Origin of the sequence: Shimia marina, from assembly GCF_001458175.1 — a bacterium.
Classification (GTDB): domain Bacteria; phylum Pseudomonadota; class Alphaproteobacteria; order Rhodobacterales; family Rhodobacteraceae; genus Shimia; species Shimia marina.
Genome location: NZ_CYPW01000024.1, coordinates 191,373 through 205,962, shown reverse-complemented (window position 1 = coordinate 205,962; position 14,590 = coordinate 191,373). Strand labels below are relative to the sequence as shown.

Below are 14,590 nucleotides of genomic sequence, written 5' to 3'. Positions count from 1 at the left end.
AGAGACAGGCAAGACGTCAATAGTCACGTGAATGGTCTCCGTGCCCGCCGCCTGTGCCGCCGCCATCCCAGCCGCCATGATCCCCGCCACGGTCACCACCGTGCCCCCCGCCATGATTTTCGCTATGATCGCCACCATGGCCTCCGCCATGGTCATCAGGCCCATCATTCCAGCCGCCACCGGTGTCGCTGTCATCCCAGCCACCTCCGGTGCCTTCGTCACTCCAGCCACCGCCGTCGTTCCAGCCGCCATTGTCACCGCCCCAGCCACCGGGATCGCTGGTGTCATCATAGTCTGGAACATCTTCGACACCGACGTCCCCTACGACTCCGCCCTCATGCCAGCCCCCTGGATCATGATCAGGCCTGCGGTCATCAAAGGTATCCGTCATTGTGCCATCTATGACTTCCGGACGATCCGGTCGCCGCTCCTCGCGATCCCGGTCCTGCCCCCCAAGCACGGTATCCTCGTCGTCGTCATCCCAATAATCCCGCAGAATTTCGCCCGTCCGCGGATTCACAATGATCTCACGCTCCACCGTGCCGCGCTGCGCCTCGATCCGCGCGCGTCCCAGCCAGGTGCGGCTGATCTCAATATCGGAATATCCCTGCCCCCGAAGATGTCGCGCAATGGCCTCAATACGCGATTCAGCATAGCCCGCGCCAGCCGAGGCCAATGCAAGCGACACACCAATAGCGAAAATCCAGGTTTGCTGTTTCATATCAACTTTCTAAATAGGCCGGCGTTGAGGGGCCAACGCCGGCCCACCGAAAACAACGGTGATTTACCATCATGTAATTGAACCGTGAGTGGATGGCAAAACACAAGTCACACTGGGGGGGGCACCCGTCCCGTTGTTCTCAGTATCTCTTTACGCCGCTGCATTGTGGTCATCGTCATCATCGTCCGGATCCGCAGCGCAGGTTTCGCCGCGCTGCACAATGCGCTCTTGTGGCTCATGTGCCTTGGAGCTGTCCGCGTGGTCACCATATTTACAAGCCTCCTCCAACTGCATTTCCTGAACCGGGTCCGCCGCCGCAAGGTAAACAGTCTCCTCAGGCTGTCCGGACTTGCGCCCCACAATTTTCAAACCGCCGTCCTCAATCGCCACCTGCACCTCAATGTACCCGCGTGCCAGCATGGAGGCTTTGATCTTCTCGGCCAATTCACTTGTGTCCATCTGTACCCCCAATCCCATTGCGATCACGGAGGAGGTCAAAAGAATGCGGCTCATCGGGTTCTCCTTTGGTCTTCCCACACAGTTTTGCGTGCGGCTCCTCCCATCTCTGCGCCACAATGCAGCAACACCATCGGCCAGCGGTTTACATTTGAGGGCTTGGCCCTTGGGTTTAGGCGCTTAAACTCAGGTTTATGCGCACTCAGAGCACAAACCGCGGTGCCTTTTTATCTGCCCCACCGCGACCATGACCGGCCCGTTCACCGCTGACCGTCAGATAGTGCCGACGTGTGCTCTGCCCTGAGGCACGCGCCAAGATGTTCACACCCTGATCGGACACGACATACTCAACATCGCAGTAGCCCTGCGTCTGCATCGAGGCCACAACGCGTTTTGCAATCTCCTCCCACCCCTGAGAAAGGGTCTGTCGAATGCGCGTCGCCTTTGGCTTTCTCATCTTCGCGGTCATCTGCATCTCCTCTGTTCCTGAATGGTGCCACCGCCCGCAGACTGCGGCTGTTGATGACCCAAAGCTAACACTCTGCCCCAACGTCAATTGATGTTACAAAGTCTAAAATTCCCCCCTTTAGGATAGGTGCCTGCCCAAAAGAAAAGAGCGCCCCGAAGGACGCTCTGTTCGCACTCAAAGATCACATCGCTCAATCGGCGCTGCGGCCTTCGGTGTCTGACATGTCAAAGCCAAGATGACGCGCTACGGTCTGCACGTCCTTGTCGCCACGGCCACACATGTTCATCACAATGATATGATCCTTGGGCAGATCGCCTGCGATTTTCATCACATGGGCCAGCGCATGGCTGGGCTCCAGCGCCGGGATGATGCCCTCCATCGCACAGGAGAACTGGAACGCCTCAAGCGCCTCTTTGTCTGTGATGGAAACATACTGCGCACGCTTCGTATCATGCAGCCAGCTGTGCTCAGGCCCGATGCCCGGATAATCCAGACCAGCAGAAATGGAATATCCCTCAAGGATCTGACCATCGTCATCCTGCAACAGATAGGTGCGGTTGCCATGCAGTACGCCGGGGCGACCGCCAGTCAGGGAGGCGCAATGCTCCATCTTCTCATCCACGCCACGGCCACCGGCCTCAACACCAATGATGTTGACCTCTTTGTCATCAAGGAATGGATAGAACAGGCCCATCGCGTTGGAACCACCCCCAATGGCCGCAATCACGGTATCGGGCAAACGACCTTCGCCTTCCTGCTCGGCAAGCTGCCAGCGCACCTCTTTGCCGATGATGGATTGGAAATCCCGCACCATCGCCGGATAGGGGTGTGGGCCAGCCACAGTCCCGATGCAGTAAAAGGTATCGCGCACATTGGTCACCCAGTCGCGCAGCGCGTCATTCATCGCATCCTTCAGCGTGCCACGACCAGAGGTCACCGGCACCACTTCCGCGCCCAAAAGGCGCATGCGGAACACATTTGGCGCCTGACGCTGCACATCATGCGCGCCCATGTAAACCACACATTTAAGGCCAAACTTCGCGCAAACAGTCGCCGTCGCCACACCGTGCTGACCAGCGCCGGTTTCTGCGATGATGCGGGTTTTGCCCATGCGGCGCGCCAGAATAATCTGCCCCAGCACGTTGTTCACCTTATGCGCGCCGGTGTGGTTCAGCTCGTCACGCTTCAAATAGATTTTCGCGCCACCCAACTCTTCGGTGATGCGGGACGCAAAATACAGCGGGCTTGGGCGGCCCACATAGTGTTTCCACAGATCATCCATCTCCGCCCAGAAGGTCGGATCATCCTTGGCCTTTTCGTATTCCGCTTCCAGATCAAGGATCAGCGGCATCAAGGTCTCGCTCACAAAGCGCCCACCAAAATCGCCGAACCGGCCATTTTCATCAGGGCCGGTCATGAAGCTGTTGAAAAGATCGTTGGACATAAAGGTCTCTCCCACGGTGTTTGCATTGTTCTTAGGGGCGCGCGGCAGGTTTTGCCACCCCAATCTGTCTTGGAAAATCAGATGATCAAACAGCCATCATTGCGCCCCCTAGCCTCTACGCAGCCAATGGGGACATGGACCAATGTGGCCTCAAATTGCGGCTTTTACAGCCCGCATGAAGTCTTTAATCTTCGCAACATCCTTCACACCCGGCGCACTTTCCACCCCAGAGGAAAGATCGAGCTGGCGTGCGCCGGTCATTTTCACGGCCTGAGCCACATTATCGACCGTCAGCCCACCGGCCAGCATCCACGGCTTTGGCCAGTATTTGCGGTTGACCAGACGCCAGTCAAAAGACAAGCCATTGCCCCCCGGCAGATCAGCGTTTTTCGGTGGTTTGGCATCCACCAACAGTTGATCTGCAACCGCCCCGTAGATGTCGATTTTTTCCACATCTTGCGCATCGGCAATGCCAATCGCTTTCATCACTGGCAACCCATAGCGCGCGCGCACCTCCGCCACCCGTTCGGGGCTTTCCTGACCATGCAATTGCAGCATATCCAGCGGCACCCGCGCCACAAGATCATCCAGAAACGCGTCGTCTGCATTCACAGTCAGCGCCACTTTGGCCACACCAACAGGGGCTTCAATCGCCAGATCACGCGCCTGTGCTACACTCACGTGACGGGGGGATTTTTCAAAAAACACAAAGCCCACATAAGCTGCCCCAGCCTCTGCTGCCGCAACCACATGCGCGGGCTCCTTGAGCCCGCAAATCTTTACACGAATATCCATGGGATATGCCCTATCTGCCCCTATCTGACGGGAGCCTCAAAGCAGTGGTCAGCTGGCTTCGTCCAGAAGCACCAGAACCTCGTCTTTTTTCTCGGCCTCGCGGCCTTTCAGACGACGCACTTCACGCTTGGTCTTATGCAGCTCTTTCTCCGCCTTGGATTTGTCAGAGCGCATCCGATGCTCCCGCAGGTATTCCCAGCAGAAGCCAATCAGAATACCCGCCACAATGGCGCCGAGGATCACCAGGAAGAGCGGCAGCTCGATCACGTAGTTCACACCAAACCAATCCTCTGCCACCGCAGGCAGCAAAGTCAGCGTGACAAAATCCCGATTGGCCAAAGCAATCGAAATCAAAACGACACCAAGGGTGCCGAGAAAGGCATAGCGAATGTAGCGCATGGCTTACTTTCCGTTCAGTCGATCCCGCAACAACTTGCCCGTCTTAAAGAAAGGCACGTGTTTTTCTTCCACTTCAACCGATTCCCCCGTGCGCGGGTTACGCCCTGTGCGGGCATCCCGTTGCTTGACTGAGAATGCGCCAAACCCACGCAGTTCCACCCGATCGCCGCGGCTCATCGCTTCTGTGATCTCATCAAAGATCGTGTTCACGATGCGCTCAACGTCGCGTTGATACAGGTGTGGGTTCTCGTCTGCAATTTTCTGAATCAATTCCGAACGGATCATCGGTGTCTATCTCCCTGAGGGCGTGCAGGTCTTGTCGCAAGCATCTCCTTGACTATAGGAAGAAAGCGGCAGGACGGAAACGAATTCCCCACGCAATATGGTGGAAATCCGCTCAATTCCCAAAAAATTTGCCGGTTCCTCAGATATTTGACGCCTTTCTTCGAACACTTGGCGACAAATCACAGCCCGCAAAGCCCTTCCGTGCCGCAGAGAAGCTCTTGATTCGGAACGGAAAGCCCACCCTCCCTTGCGGCCACGTCCGCCATCAGGCCAAAGCACATCTCCCCTCAGTGCATCTTGGCCTTGATGCGCCGCACCATCCACCAGACCAGCCCCACCACAACCGGCGTAAGCGCTGCCGTCATCATCCCCTTGCTCATCCCCAATGGCGCCGCCAGCGGATAGGCCACATACCCTGCCAGCGAGACCGCATAGTAGCTGATTGCCACCACCGACAGCCCTTCAACCGTTTCCTGAAGCCGCAGAGCCAGATCCGCACGCCGGTCCATGCTTTCAAGCAACGCCTGATTTTGGGCAGAGCGCGATACGTCCACCTTGGTGCGCAACAACTGCGCCGCCCGCCCGATCCGCTCCGCCAGCGATTGTAGACGCCGTTCGCTGTGATTGACTGTCCGCATCGCCGGATCATAGCGGCGGGTCATGAATTCACTGAAGGTCTGACGCCCCTGAAAGCGCTCTTCGCGCAGTACAGTGATGCGCTGCTGCACGATGGTCTCATAGGCATGTGTCGCACCAAAGCGGAACGACGTCTCTGCAATCAGCCGCTCCACATCGCCTGACAGCTCCAAGAGCCGCTGCAAGGTGGCGGCGGCATCTCCGTCTTCGCTGCGCAGATGCCCCATCAAACGCCCGGCATCCGCCTCAAGCGCGCCCAGCGTGCCCGCAATCTCCTTGACACGAAAATACCCCAGCATCGACATGCTCTTGTATGTCTCGATCTCACACAAGCGCTGCACCACCCGGCCAATACGGCGTTTGCCAGTGCCCGGCGCCACAAACACCGCCATGTTCTGATGCCCACTCTGGCCAATCCTGAAATCCGTCGCAACAACACAAGAACGGTCCAGCACATAGTTCGCCGCCACGGCCTCCGGCATGAACCATGTGTTGATCTGTGCGACCATCTCCGCCTCATCTGGCATGGTTTCCACCCGGATCATCGCCGAGGTCACCCGCCGCCCGGGGGCCGCAGCCAGCCAATCATCCGGCAACACATCCAGATCACTTGGGTCAAACGCCCGCGCGGAGACCTGCGGCAGAAACACTGTGTAGGTCACAAACTCCGCATGTTGCTCCCATTTGAGCGTGTCCCGCCCCAGTTGGCAGGTGAAATGCGTGGCCCCCGGTTGCGGATGGGGTGCCCCAAAACGATCCAGAAGCTCAAGCAAATGTGCCCGCTGCGCGCTGCCCTCCTGCCCCACCTCAGAGGGCGCAATGCGCCAGGCCACAAACACCGCCCGGCATGGGGCCTGCAGCGTAGGAAAGGGACGCGCATGCAGCTCATTGGCCAATTTATAGCGCAAAGGGTGGTCTGTGATCGTCGACATCGGCTTCTCCTGTTGTCGCCAACCTGATCCAAGCGCTGCCAAAAGTAAATCTTTTTGTTATTTTTCAATATGTTGACTGAATACCACGGCATACATTCCTGCTGTGCGACATAAAATTCAGAATATACAGCATGCGTTGCGCGTCAGCGCGGGCGATACGCCGACCCCGAACAGGTCGCCCCCTCAACTGTGTCCAATACAGACGCGTTGCATTGCGCATGATGAGACAGCTCGACAGCCGCGCCCGGCTTTTTGGGGAAGGGCTCAATCGCATAGCCAAGACTGCCGGACGGATCATAGGGGCCATAGGGCCATGTTTTAAACGCGGCAATGTAAATGCGATGCTGATAGGGCGCTTTGCCCTGTGCAGCAGGCTCCTCAAAAAAGCGCCGCCAGGCCCCGACAACATGGTCTGACAACCCATCGCCATATGCCGAATTCGGCTTGGCCTGATGGGCCTTCACCCAGATCTGCGCCAGCTCATAGGACTGCTCCGGCGTCATGCCCACCAGCCCAACAAAACAATTACTCGCATTAAAATGGACAATCACATCCGCATCAGGCGCAACAACATCAAACCGTTCCCGCCCCCTTGACGCCGTTCCCTTTGCGACCACCTGAAACCCTGCCTGTGTCAATTTCCGCTGCACCGCATCGGGGCTGTGCAAATCACTACACGCCCGCACCGCGCGCTGCGCCAGAGCAAAACTGGCCGCATCCGCCGGGGTGTCACTGATATAGGTGGGATCCACAGGCGGGATGCTACAGGCTCCCAGCCCCAGACACAGTGCCAGCCAAAACCGCTTCATCGTCATTCAATGCCCCCAACACGCGCCACACAATCTGCGGCATCACTACATCTAAAACGTGTTTTTACCGAAAATCAAACGCCTTTCCTGCGCCCCCCTCCCGCTTTCTCACTCTCCAAATATCCCCGCCGGAGGATTCCCACGGCGCGCCGCAGATCCGCCAAAAGAAAAGGCGCCCCGACCGGAGCGCCTTTCCTGAAATCCCTGCGTGAAATGATCAGTCGATCATCGTCAGCAGCTTATCAAGGCTTGCCTTCGCATCGCCATAAAACATCCGGGTGTTCTCCTTGAAGAACAGCGGGTTCTCGATGCCCGAATACCCGGTGCCCTGCCCCCGTTTGGAGACAAACACCTGTTTCGCTTTCCAGCACTCCAGAACCGGCATGCCTGCAATCGGGCTGTTCGGATCTTCTTGCGCTGCCGGGTTCACGATGTCGTTGGAACCGATCACAATGGCCACATCCGTTTCCGGGAAGTCATCATTGATCTCATCCATCTCCAGCACGATGTCATAAGGCACCTTGGCTTCGGCCAGCAGCACGTTCATGTGGCCTGGCAGACGGCCTGCAACCGGGTGGATCGCAAAGCGCACGTTCTTGCCTTTGGCGCGCAGACGACGGGTCAGCTCCGCCACATTCTGCTGTGCCTGTGCCACCGCCATGCCGTAGCCCGGGATGATCACAACGCTGTCTGCATCATCCAGCGCTGCCGCCACACCGTCAGCCTCAATCGCGATCTGCTCGCCTTCCACTTCCATGGCCGGACCAGACGCGCCACCAAAGCCGCCCAGGATCACCGACACAAAGGAGCGGTTCATCGCCTTACACATGATGTAGGACAGGATCGCACCAGAGGAACCAACCAGCGCGCCCACAACGATCAGAAGGTCGTTGCCAAGAGAGAAACCGATCGCCGCAGCCGCCCAGCCGGAATAGCTGTTCAGCATGGAGACAACCACTGGCATGTCCGCGCCACCGATGCCCATGATCAGGTGGTAGCCGATGAAGAGCGCCGCAATGGTCAGGATCAACAGGGGCAGCAGGCTCGCCGAGTTCATGTACCAGATCAGGCACACAAGAGAGAGCGCAGCCGCACCGGCGTTCAGCATATGACCACCGGGCAGTTTTTCCGCCGCAGAGGTCACACGACCGGACAGCTTGCCATAGGCAATCACGGAGCCGGTAAAGGTCACCGCCCCAATCCAGATGCCGAGGCTCGCCTCGATCCGCAGGATGGCAATCTCAACCGCATCTTTCTTGGCCAGCAGCGCAGCAAAGCCTTCCAGAGACTTATACTCTTCCACCAGCGCTTTGGTTTCTGCCACAAGCGCCAGTTCCGCAGGCCAGACAAAGCCTTTGGGGCTGGACAGAATGCCCGCCACTTCTGGCAGCAGGGTCACAATTGCGCCCTTAAGCGCCAGAACATTGGCCAGTTCAAAGTGTGCGTTGAAACCCACAAACACAGCCGCCAGACCAACCAGCGCGTGCATGCCGGCCACCAATTCTGGCATCTGGGTCATCTCAACCTTGCTGGCCAGCTGATATCCAATCGCGCCACCGGCAATAATGAGCGGCACAGAGAGCCACCACAGACCCGCACCGGGGCCAATCAGGGTTGCACAGACCGCCAGCGCCATGCCGACAATGCCGTACCACACGGCGCGTTTTGCGCTTTCCTGACCGGACAGACCGCCCAGCGACAGGATGAAGAGGACAGCGGCAACCACATATGCCGCAGTAGTAAATCCAAGCATGATCCTCTAACTCCTTAGGATTTCTGGAACATGGCAAGCATGCGCCGTGTCACGAGGAAGCCGCCGAAGATATTGATCCCGGCCATGAAGACAGAGAGCGCCGCCAGCAGGATCACGAGGAAACTCCCCGACCCGATCTGCATCACGGCCCCCAGAATGATGATCGAGGAGATCGCGTTGGTCACCGCCATCAACGGAGTGTGTAGGCTGTGCGCCACGCCCCAGATCACCTGGAAGCCCACGAAACAGGCCAGCACAAACACGATGAAGTGCTGCATGAAGCTCGCAGGCGCCACCAGACCCAAGAGCAGGATCAAGGCCCCGCCGCCGCCCAGCAGCATCACCTGCTGTTTGGTCTGCTGTTTGAACGCCGCCACTTCGGCTGCGCGCTTTTCTTCCGGTGTCAGCTCCGGCACCACTTCTTTGGGTTTGGCCGCTATCGCCTGCACCTTCGGAGGGGGTGGTGGGAAGGTGATTTCACCTTCAAAGGTCACCGTTGCCCCACGGATCACATCATCTTCCATGTCGTGGTTGATCTGACCATCTTTCTCAGGGGTCAGGTCGGCCATCATGTGGCGGATGTTGGTGGCATAAAGGCTGGAGGACTGCGCCGCCATGCGGGATGGGAAGTCGGTGTAGCCGATGATAGTCACGCCATTGTCGGTGACAATCTTCTCATCCATCACGGTCAGCTTACAGTTGCCGCCCTTTTCCGCCGCGAGGTCCACAATCACAGAACCCGGCTTCATCGCTTCGACCATGTCTTTGGTCCAAAGCTCCGGCGCTTCGCGGTTCGGGATCAGCGCGGTGGTGATGACGATATCCACTTCTGGTGCCAGCTCGCGGAACTTCGCCAGCTGCGCTTCGCGGAATTCATCAGACTGCACAGAGGCATAGCCGCCGGTAGCCGCGCCATCCTGCTGCTCTTCCTCAAAGTCCAGATAGACAAATTCGGCGCCCATGGATTCGACCTGTTCGGCCACTTCGGGGCGCACGTCAAAGGCATAGGTGATCGCCCCCAGCGAGGTGGAAGTCCCGATCGCGGCCAGACCAGCCACACCAGCACCTACGATCAACACTTTCGCAGGTGGCACTTTGCCCGCCGCTGTCACCTGACCGGTGAAGAAACGTCCAAAGTTGTTACCGGCCTCGATCACCGCGCGATAGCCCGCGATATTGGCCATGGAGGACAGCGCATCCATCTTCTGAGCACGGGAAATACGCGGCACCATTTCCATGGCGATCACATTGGCACCCTTGGCCTTGGCCGCGTCCATGCCCGCTTCATTCCCTGCCGGGTTGAAGAAGGAGATCAGCGTCTTGTCGCTGCTCAAACGCTTCAGCTCGGTTTCATTGGGCTGACGCACCTTCGCGATGATGTCGACCTCTTTCCAAAGCGCCGCTGCGGTCTTGATGACCTCAACACCCGCTTCTTCATAAACCGCATCCGAGAACCCCGCACCGGCCCCTGCACCGCTTTCAATCGCACAGGCATAGCCGAGCTTCTGGAGCTGCTTGGCGGAATCCGGTGTCATCGCAACCCGGTTCTCTCCGTCAAACACCTCTTTTGGTGTACCTATCTTCACCTTTCTTATCCCCCTTCAGTGTCAGAGCAATAATGTTTCACGCAGACCACGCTGCACTTGCAAAATGTTTTAACGCCACCCGTGATGCTGCACAAGCAAACAGACGGCATTTGTCATATGGACGTAGCGACATCACACCCATCTGCGCACCTTTTCACAGTATCGGGCATAGTCCATCCGGAACGTCCGACGCAGGCGGTTCTCCTCAGGAATCACAAAGCGACGCTCAAGAAACCAAAGGAAAAGCGGCACCAATGGCAAAGACAGAACCGCATCCCAATAGAGAATGAGCCCCGTCAAAACCATCATATCCCCGAGATAGATCGGATTGCGGCTGCGCGAAAAGATCCCGCTTTGCACCAGCCGTGCGCTGTCATGATGCGGGTGAAAGCTTGTCTGGTGGCGGCGCATCTCCATCACGGCAAGGCTCATCAAAAGCACGCCGCCGCCGACCAGCAGACCACCCAGCAGATCCGCCCAGACAGGGCCAAAGCTCAATCCCATAGGAAAGTGTCGCACCTGCATCCAAGCAAGAAGGAGCGCGGCCACAAGCCAGACCGGCGGCACGTCAAAAAAACGCCGACTTGCGGTCTCGGTCATGCACAGGCTCCTCAACTGGCTTGCGACGCTTCGTGCGTCTAGGTCCGACGCAGGGCGCGTCCTCATTCGGTGTAGCGATGTTTTAAGACGACGCAACGGCACAATTTGCCTCAAAGGGCAAAAAGGACAGAATGTCTGCTGTTTCAGAGAAAATGAAACCAAAACAACACAATCTGTCCACGCCCTATGCCGCTGTTCTGGGCGCATCACATAAAATGACGGTGCGGCGGTTTGCAGCAGCGGCCTTGTTTGCCCTCCCCGGCCCGATACTGTCGTCTTCAAAGACACACAGGGAGATTGGATCATGTCATTGCAAGGCAAACACGCATTGGTTACCGGCGGCGGCACAGGCATTGGCCTGGCCATCGCAAAAGCACTCGCCGCAGAAGGCGCCCAAGTGACCATCACCGGGCGGCGTTTAAACGTACTGGAAGAGGCCGCCACCGAAGGTCTGCATCCGCTGGCGATGGATGTCGCTGAGGAGGCTTCCGTTGTGGAAGGAGTCGCTGCGGCGGTTGCGGCACGGGGACCGATTCAAATCTGTGTGGCCAACGCTGGCATCGCCGAAGGCCGCGCCCTGCACAAAACCGACATGGACTTCTGGCGCCATATGATGGCGATCAACATTGATGGTGTCTTCCTCACCATCCGCGAATCCCTCAAATCCATGGCGCAGACAGACTGGGGCCGGGTTATGGCCGTTTCCTCCATCGCCGGGCTGCGCGGCCTGAAAGGCGCACCGGCCTATTCCACCTCCAAACACGCCGTAAATGGCATGATCAAATCGCTGGCGGCGGATTTCGCCAATAAGCCGATCACCTTCAACTCCCTCTGCCCGGCCTATGTGGAGACGCCGATCATCAGTCAAAACATCAAAAGCATTATGGAGCGCACCGGCTGCAGCGAAGAAGAGGCGCGCCATATGATGGTCGGCGTAAACCCCCATGGCAGGCTGATCACCCCCGAAGAAGTGGCCCACGCGGCGCTGTATCTCTGTTCAGACATGGCAGATTCCGTACGCGGACAGATGGTGCAGATTTCTGGCGGAGAATTGTGACGCACAGGGGATGCAGCGGCGTCAGGCCTGTTGCATCCCTCCCCTTACAAGAGTGTCTTATTGCGCCTCAGCGTCAGCCGCACGCACACAATTGCGCCCGTCTTTCTTGGCCTGATACAACGCCCGATCCGCCGCGTTAATGATGTCCTGTAACAACGGACCATGGTCACTGAAGCTTGCAACCCCGATGGAGATGGTCACCGGAGGCAATTCGCCTGAGCCATAACGGATCTTGATTTCCTCCACAGCCCGACGCAGCTCTTCCGCGACGTCATAGGCCTCTGCGCCCGTCACATTCGGCAAGAGAACGGAAAACTCTTCGCCCCCGAACCGGCAGGGCGTGGCCCCATCAGAAAACATCTCATGCATTTTGTCGGCAATCGCCCGCAACACCATGTCACCGGCATCATGGCCGTGATTGTCATTGAAGGATTTGAACTTATCCGCATCAAAAGACAGCAATGAGAAATCGCTGCGCTTGCGCGCGGCCATGCTGGCCTCTGTGCGCATCGCTTCAAGGAAATAGCGCCGGTTGTAAAGCCGGGTCAGCGCATCACGCGTGCTTTGATCATGCAGCTCATCGCGCAGCTTCACATTGGCAATCGCAAGGCTGATGTGTTCCCCACATTGTAAGGCAAACTCATATCCCTGCCTGACCTCTGCGTCCGAAGCATTTTCTGGATAGACCACATGCATCAGACCAACGGTATCGCCATGCGCCACAATGGGCACACAGAGCGTATGCTCCACCTCACGCTGGCGCGGATGATCTTTGACGTGACTGCATTGCAGCCCGATCCCGCCGGCCTCATATCGGTATCCGCGCCCGCGGCGCAGCGCCCAGCAACTGTCCGGCGCAATATGCTCCTGCACTTCACCTCCGCCCCAGACGCAGGCCCCATCCAGCACGTCACGGGAATTGGAATAGAGATACAACTCGCCCGCCGTATCCGGCAAAAGCTTTGTCATGAACTGAGTGACCACCTCAAACAGCTCTGCAAGAGATTTGCAGCTCTGCAACCACTCATCCAGATCGCCCAGCAGTTTGGCTTCTTCACGCCATGCCTGCTCCTTTGCGAGCATCTTGAGCGCCTTTGTCTCAGCCTTTTCCGCCGCCTTCTTGGCAACGGCCAGATCTGCGGCATCTTTGCGAAACTGGGTGACATCCGTAAACGTCACGACATACCCCCCCTGCCCCAAAGGCCGCGCAAAAGAGGAAATCACTTTTCCTGAGGGCAAGCTGCGATCAAAGCTGAAGGGCTGCCCAGTTTGGAACCGCGCCTGCGCTTCTTCTTTGCTGCCCGCGGTGATGACGCCCCATTGCACGGCTTTGTCCAGAAACATCTCGCGCTTCATGCCAACAAACAGATCCGTTGGGCTGATCTCAAGCACCACAAAGATTCTCTCATTGAACATCAGACAGTTTTGATCGCTGTCCCAAACGACGATGCCCTGCTCCATCTGATTGAGCACTTCAAGCATCTGTTCTTGGCGAAAAGTATCGCAGGCACCGACCGGATCCGCGATAAAAGGTTGTCGCTGTTCTCGCATTTTGGGGCCCCATAAGTGCATCTTGATTGCTCTCTTTTGCAGCAAAAAAGTTGCGTCCGCCCTAAAAGAGAAGCCGCAAATTGGGCCAAATTTTACTTAGGATTTACCTAAGGGCAGGCACTCAACCGGCCCATTCAGAAAACATGGCCAACAGGGTGCAAACCCCCTTGGCAGCGCCAGACAAAGTGTCGAGGCATTAAGGTTTAGATTTCCTGAAATCCACCTACGCAATACCGTTGGAATACCGACGCGATACCGACGTCAAAAACAGCCCCCCAAAAACCGTTAACGCCTAAGCAGATTTGCGCACAGGTCGCGCTTCTCCCGCCTGCGCCCAAGCATGCACGGCTTCGCCAAACGCCTCAAACAAAGGCCGGCTTACCGGGTCATTGGCCGCATCCCATTCCGGATGCCACTGCACCGACATGGTAAAACCCGGCGCATCTTTGATGTAAATCGCCTCCGGCGTTTCATCGGGCGCATAACCATCAATCACCACCCGCTGCCCAGCGCGCTTAATACCCTGTCCATGAAGGGTATTGGTCATGACTTTCTGTGCCCCCATCAAACGCTGAAAAGGCCCCCCTTCACAGAAGGTTACAAGATGGCGCAGAGCAAATTTTTCTTCGAGGGATCCATCAGGTGGCATGCGGTGATTATCCCGTCCCGGCAGGTCGCGGATCTCAGGGTAGAGGCTGCCACCCATGGCGACATTCACTTCCTGAAAGCCACGGCAAATGCCCATAAAGGGCTGCCCAGTTTCCACACAAGCCCGCACCAATGGCAAGACAATCGCATCCCGCGCACGATCAAATTCCCCATGCGCCAGCGTTTCCGGCTCGCCATATTCCTCCGGGTGTACATTTGGACGCCCCCCTGTGAGCAGGAAGCCGTCGCATTTTTCCAGCAACTCCTCAACGGAGACAAACCGCGGATCCGCCGGAATTAAAAGCGGCATGCAGCCAGAAACGCCTGAAATCGCTTCGGAATTCATCGTTCCGCCGGCATGAGCCGGATATTGGTCGTTGATCAGATACTGATTGCCAATGATCCCAACAACAGGGCGCGTCATAAGAAGCCTCGTTCGTCTACTGCAC

General features: G+C 57.5%; 15 protein-coding genes. 1 reads left to right on the top strand and 14 read right to left on the bottom strand.

All coding sequences use genetic code 11. From position 1 onward, the window contains the following. Positions 1-16: 16 nt before the first annotated feature. The 12 genes from SHM7688_RS11780 to SHM7688_RS11725 all read right to left on the bottom strand — a co-directional run bounded on the left by SHM7688_RS11780 (position 17) and on the right by SHM7688_RS11725 (position 10,885). A complete protein-coding gene (locus tag SHM7688_RS11780; RefSeq protein ID WP_058240131.1) occupies positions 17-721 on the bottom strand; it encodes a hypothetical protein in 705 nt (234 codons plus the stop codon). Between the two features lie 150 nt (positions 722-871). Continuing rightward, complete coding sequence (locus SHM7688_RS11775) at positions 872-1,234, bottom strand: hypothetical protein (RefSeq protein WP_058240130.1); 363 nt, start codon at positions 1,232-1,234, stop codon at positions 872-874. 145 nt (positions 1,235-1,379) lie between these two features. Further along, entirely contained in the window at positions 1,380-1,646 is a 267-nt protein-coding gene (locus SHM7688_RS11770; RefSeq protein WP_144432571.1) for a hypothetical protein, read from the bottom strand. A 190-nt stretch (positions 1,647-1,836) separates the two neighbouring features. Then, positions 1,837-3,090, bottom strand: coding sequence for a tryptophan synthase subunit beta (gene trpB / locus SHM7688_RS11765; protein WP_058240128.1), 1,254 nt, complete (start codon positions 3,088-3,090; stop codon positions 1,837-1,839). A 150-nt stretch (positions 3,091-3,240) separates the two neighbouring features. Further along, complete coding sequence (locus SHM7688_RS11760) at positions 3,241-3,885, bottom strand: phosphoribosylanthranilate isomerase (protein WP_058240127.1); 645 nt, start codon at positions 3,883-3,885, stop codon at positions 3,241-3,243. A gap of 48 nt (positions 3,886-3,933) precedes the next feature. Beyond that, complete coding sequence (locus tag SHM7688_RS11755; protein WP_058240126.1) at positions 3,934-4,284, bottom strand: lipopolysaccharide assembly protein LapA domain-containing protein; 351 nt, start codon at positions 4,282-4,284, stop codon at positions 3,934-3,936. 3 nt (positions 4,285-4,287) lie between these two features. Then, complete coding sequence (gene ihfB, locus SHM7688_RS11750) at positions 4,288-4,569, bottom strand: integration host factor subunit beta (protein WP_058240125.1); 282 nt, start codon at positions 4,567-4,569, stop codon at positions 4,288-4,290. 287 nt (positions 4,570-4,856) lie between these two features. Beyond that, a complete protein-coding gene (locus SHM7688_RS11745; RefSeq protein ID WP_058240124.1) occupies positions 4,857-6,137 on the bottom strand; it encodes a DUF3422 family protein in 1,281 nt (426 codons plus the stop codon). A gap of 143 nt (positions 6,138-6,280) precedes the next feature. After that, a complete protein-coding gene (locus tag SHM7688_RS11740) occupies positions 6,281-6,952 on the bottom strand; it encodes a THUMP domain-containing protein (RefSeq protein WP_058240123.1) in 672 nt (223 codons plus the stop codon). Positions 6,953-7,163: 211 nt separating this feature from the next. Continuing rightward, positions 7,164-8,702 (bottom strand): NAD(P)(+) transhydrogenase (Re/Si-specific) subunit beta, encoded by a 1,539-nt coding sequence (locus tag SHM7688_RS11735; protein ID WP_144432570.1) that lies wholly within the window; start codon positions 8,700-8,702, stop codon positions 7,164-7,166. 11 nt (positions 8,703-8,713) lie between these two features. Continuing rightward, a complete protein-coding gene (locus SHM7688_RS11730) occupies positions 8,714-10,285 on the bottom strand; it encodes a Re/Si-specific NAD(P)(+) transhydrogenase subunit alpha (protein WP_058240121.1) in 1,572 nt (523 codons plus the stop codon). 132 nt (positions 10,286-10,417) lie between these two features. After that, the gene (locus tag SHM7688_RS11725) at positions 10,418-10,885 is read right to left on the bottom strand and encodes a methyltransferase family protein (protein WP_058240120.1); all 468 of its coding nucleotides are present in this window, start codon (positions 10,883-10,885) and stop codon (positions 10,418-10,420) included. Between the two features lie 304 nt (positions 10,886-11,189). On the opposite strand from SHM7688_RS11725, the gene SHM7688_RS11720 reads away from it, so the two are divergent. Next, the gene (locus SHM7688_RS11720; protein ID WP_058240119.1) at positions 11,190-11,942 is read left to right on the top strand and encodes an SDR family NAD(P)-dependent oxidoreductase; all 753 of its coding nucleotides are present in this window, start codon (positions 11,190-11,192) and stop codon (positions 11,940-11,942) included. Positions 11,943-11,999: 57 nt separating this feature from the next. Here the strand turns inward: SHM7688_RS11720 and SHM7688_RS11715 are convergent, their stop codons facing one another. Together SHM7688_RS11715 and SHM7688_RS11710 are read right to left on the bottom strand one after the other, a co-directional pair. Then, a complete protein-coding gene (locus tag SHM7688_RS11715; RefSeq protein ID WP_083499030.1) occupies positions 12,000-13,493 on the bottom strand; it encodes a diguanylate cyclase in 1,494 nt (497 codons plus the stop codon). Positions 13,494-13,785: 292 nt separating this feature from the next. Continuing rightward, a complete protein-coding gene (locus SHM7688_RS11710) occupies positions 13,786-14,565 on the bottom strand; it encodes a gamma-glutamyl-gamma-aminobutyrate hydrolase family protein (protein WP_058240118.1) in 780 nt (259 codons plus the stop codon). Positions 14,566-14,590: the final 25 nt, after the last annotated feature.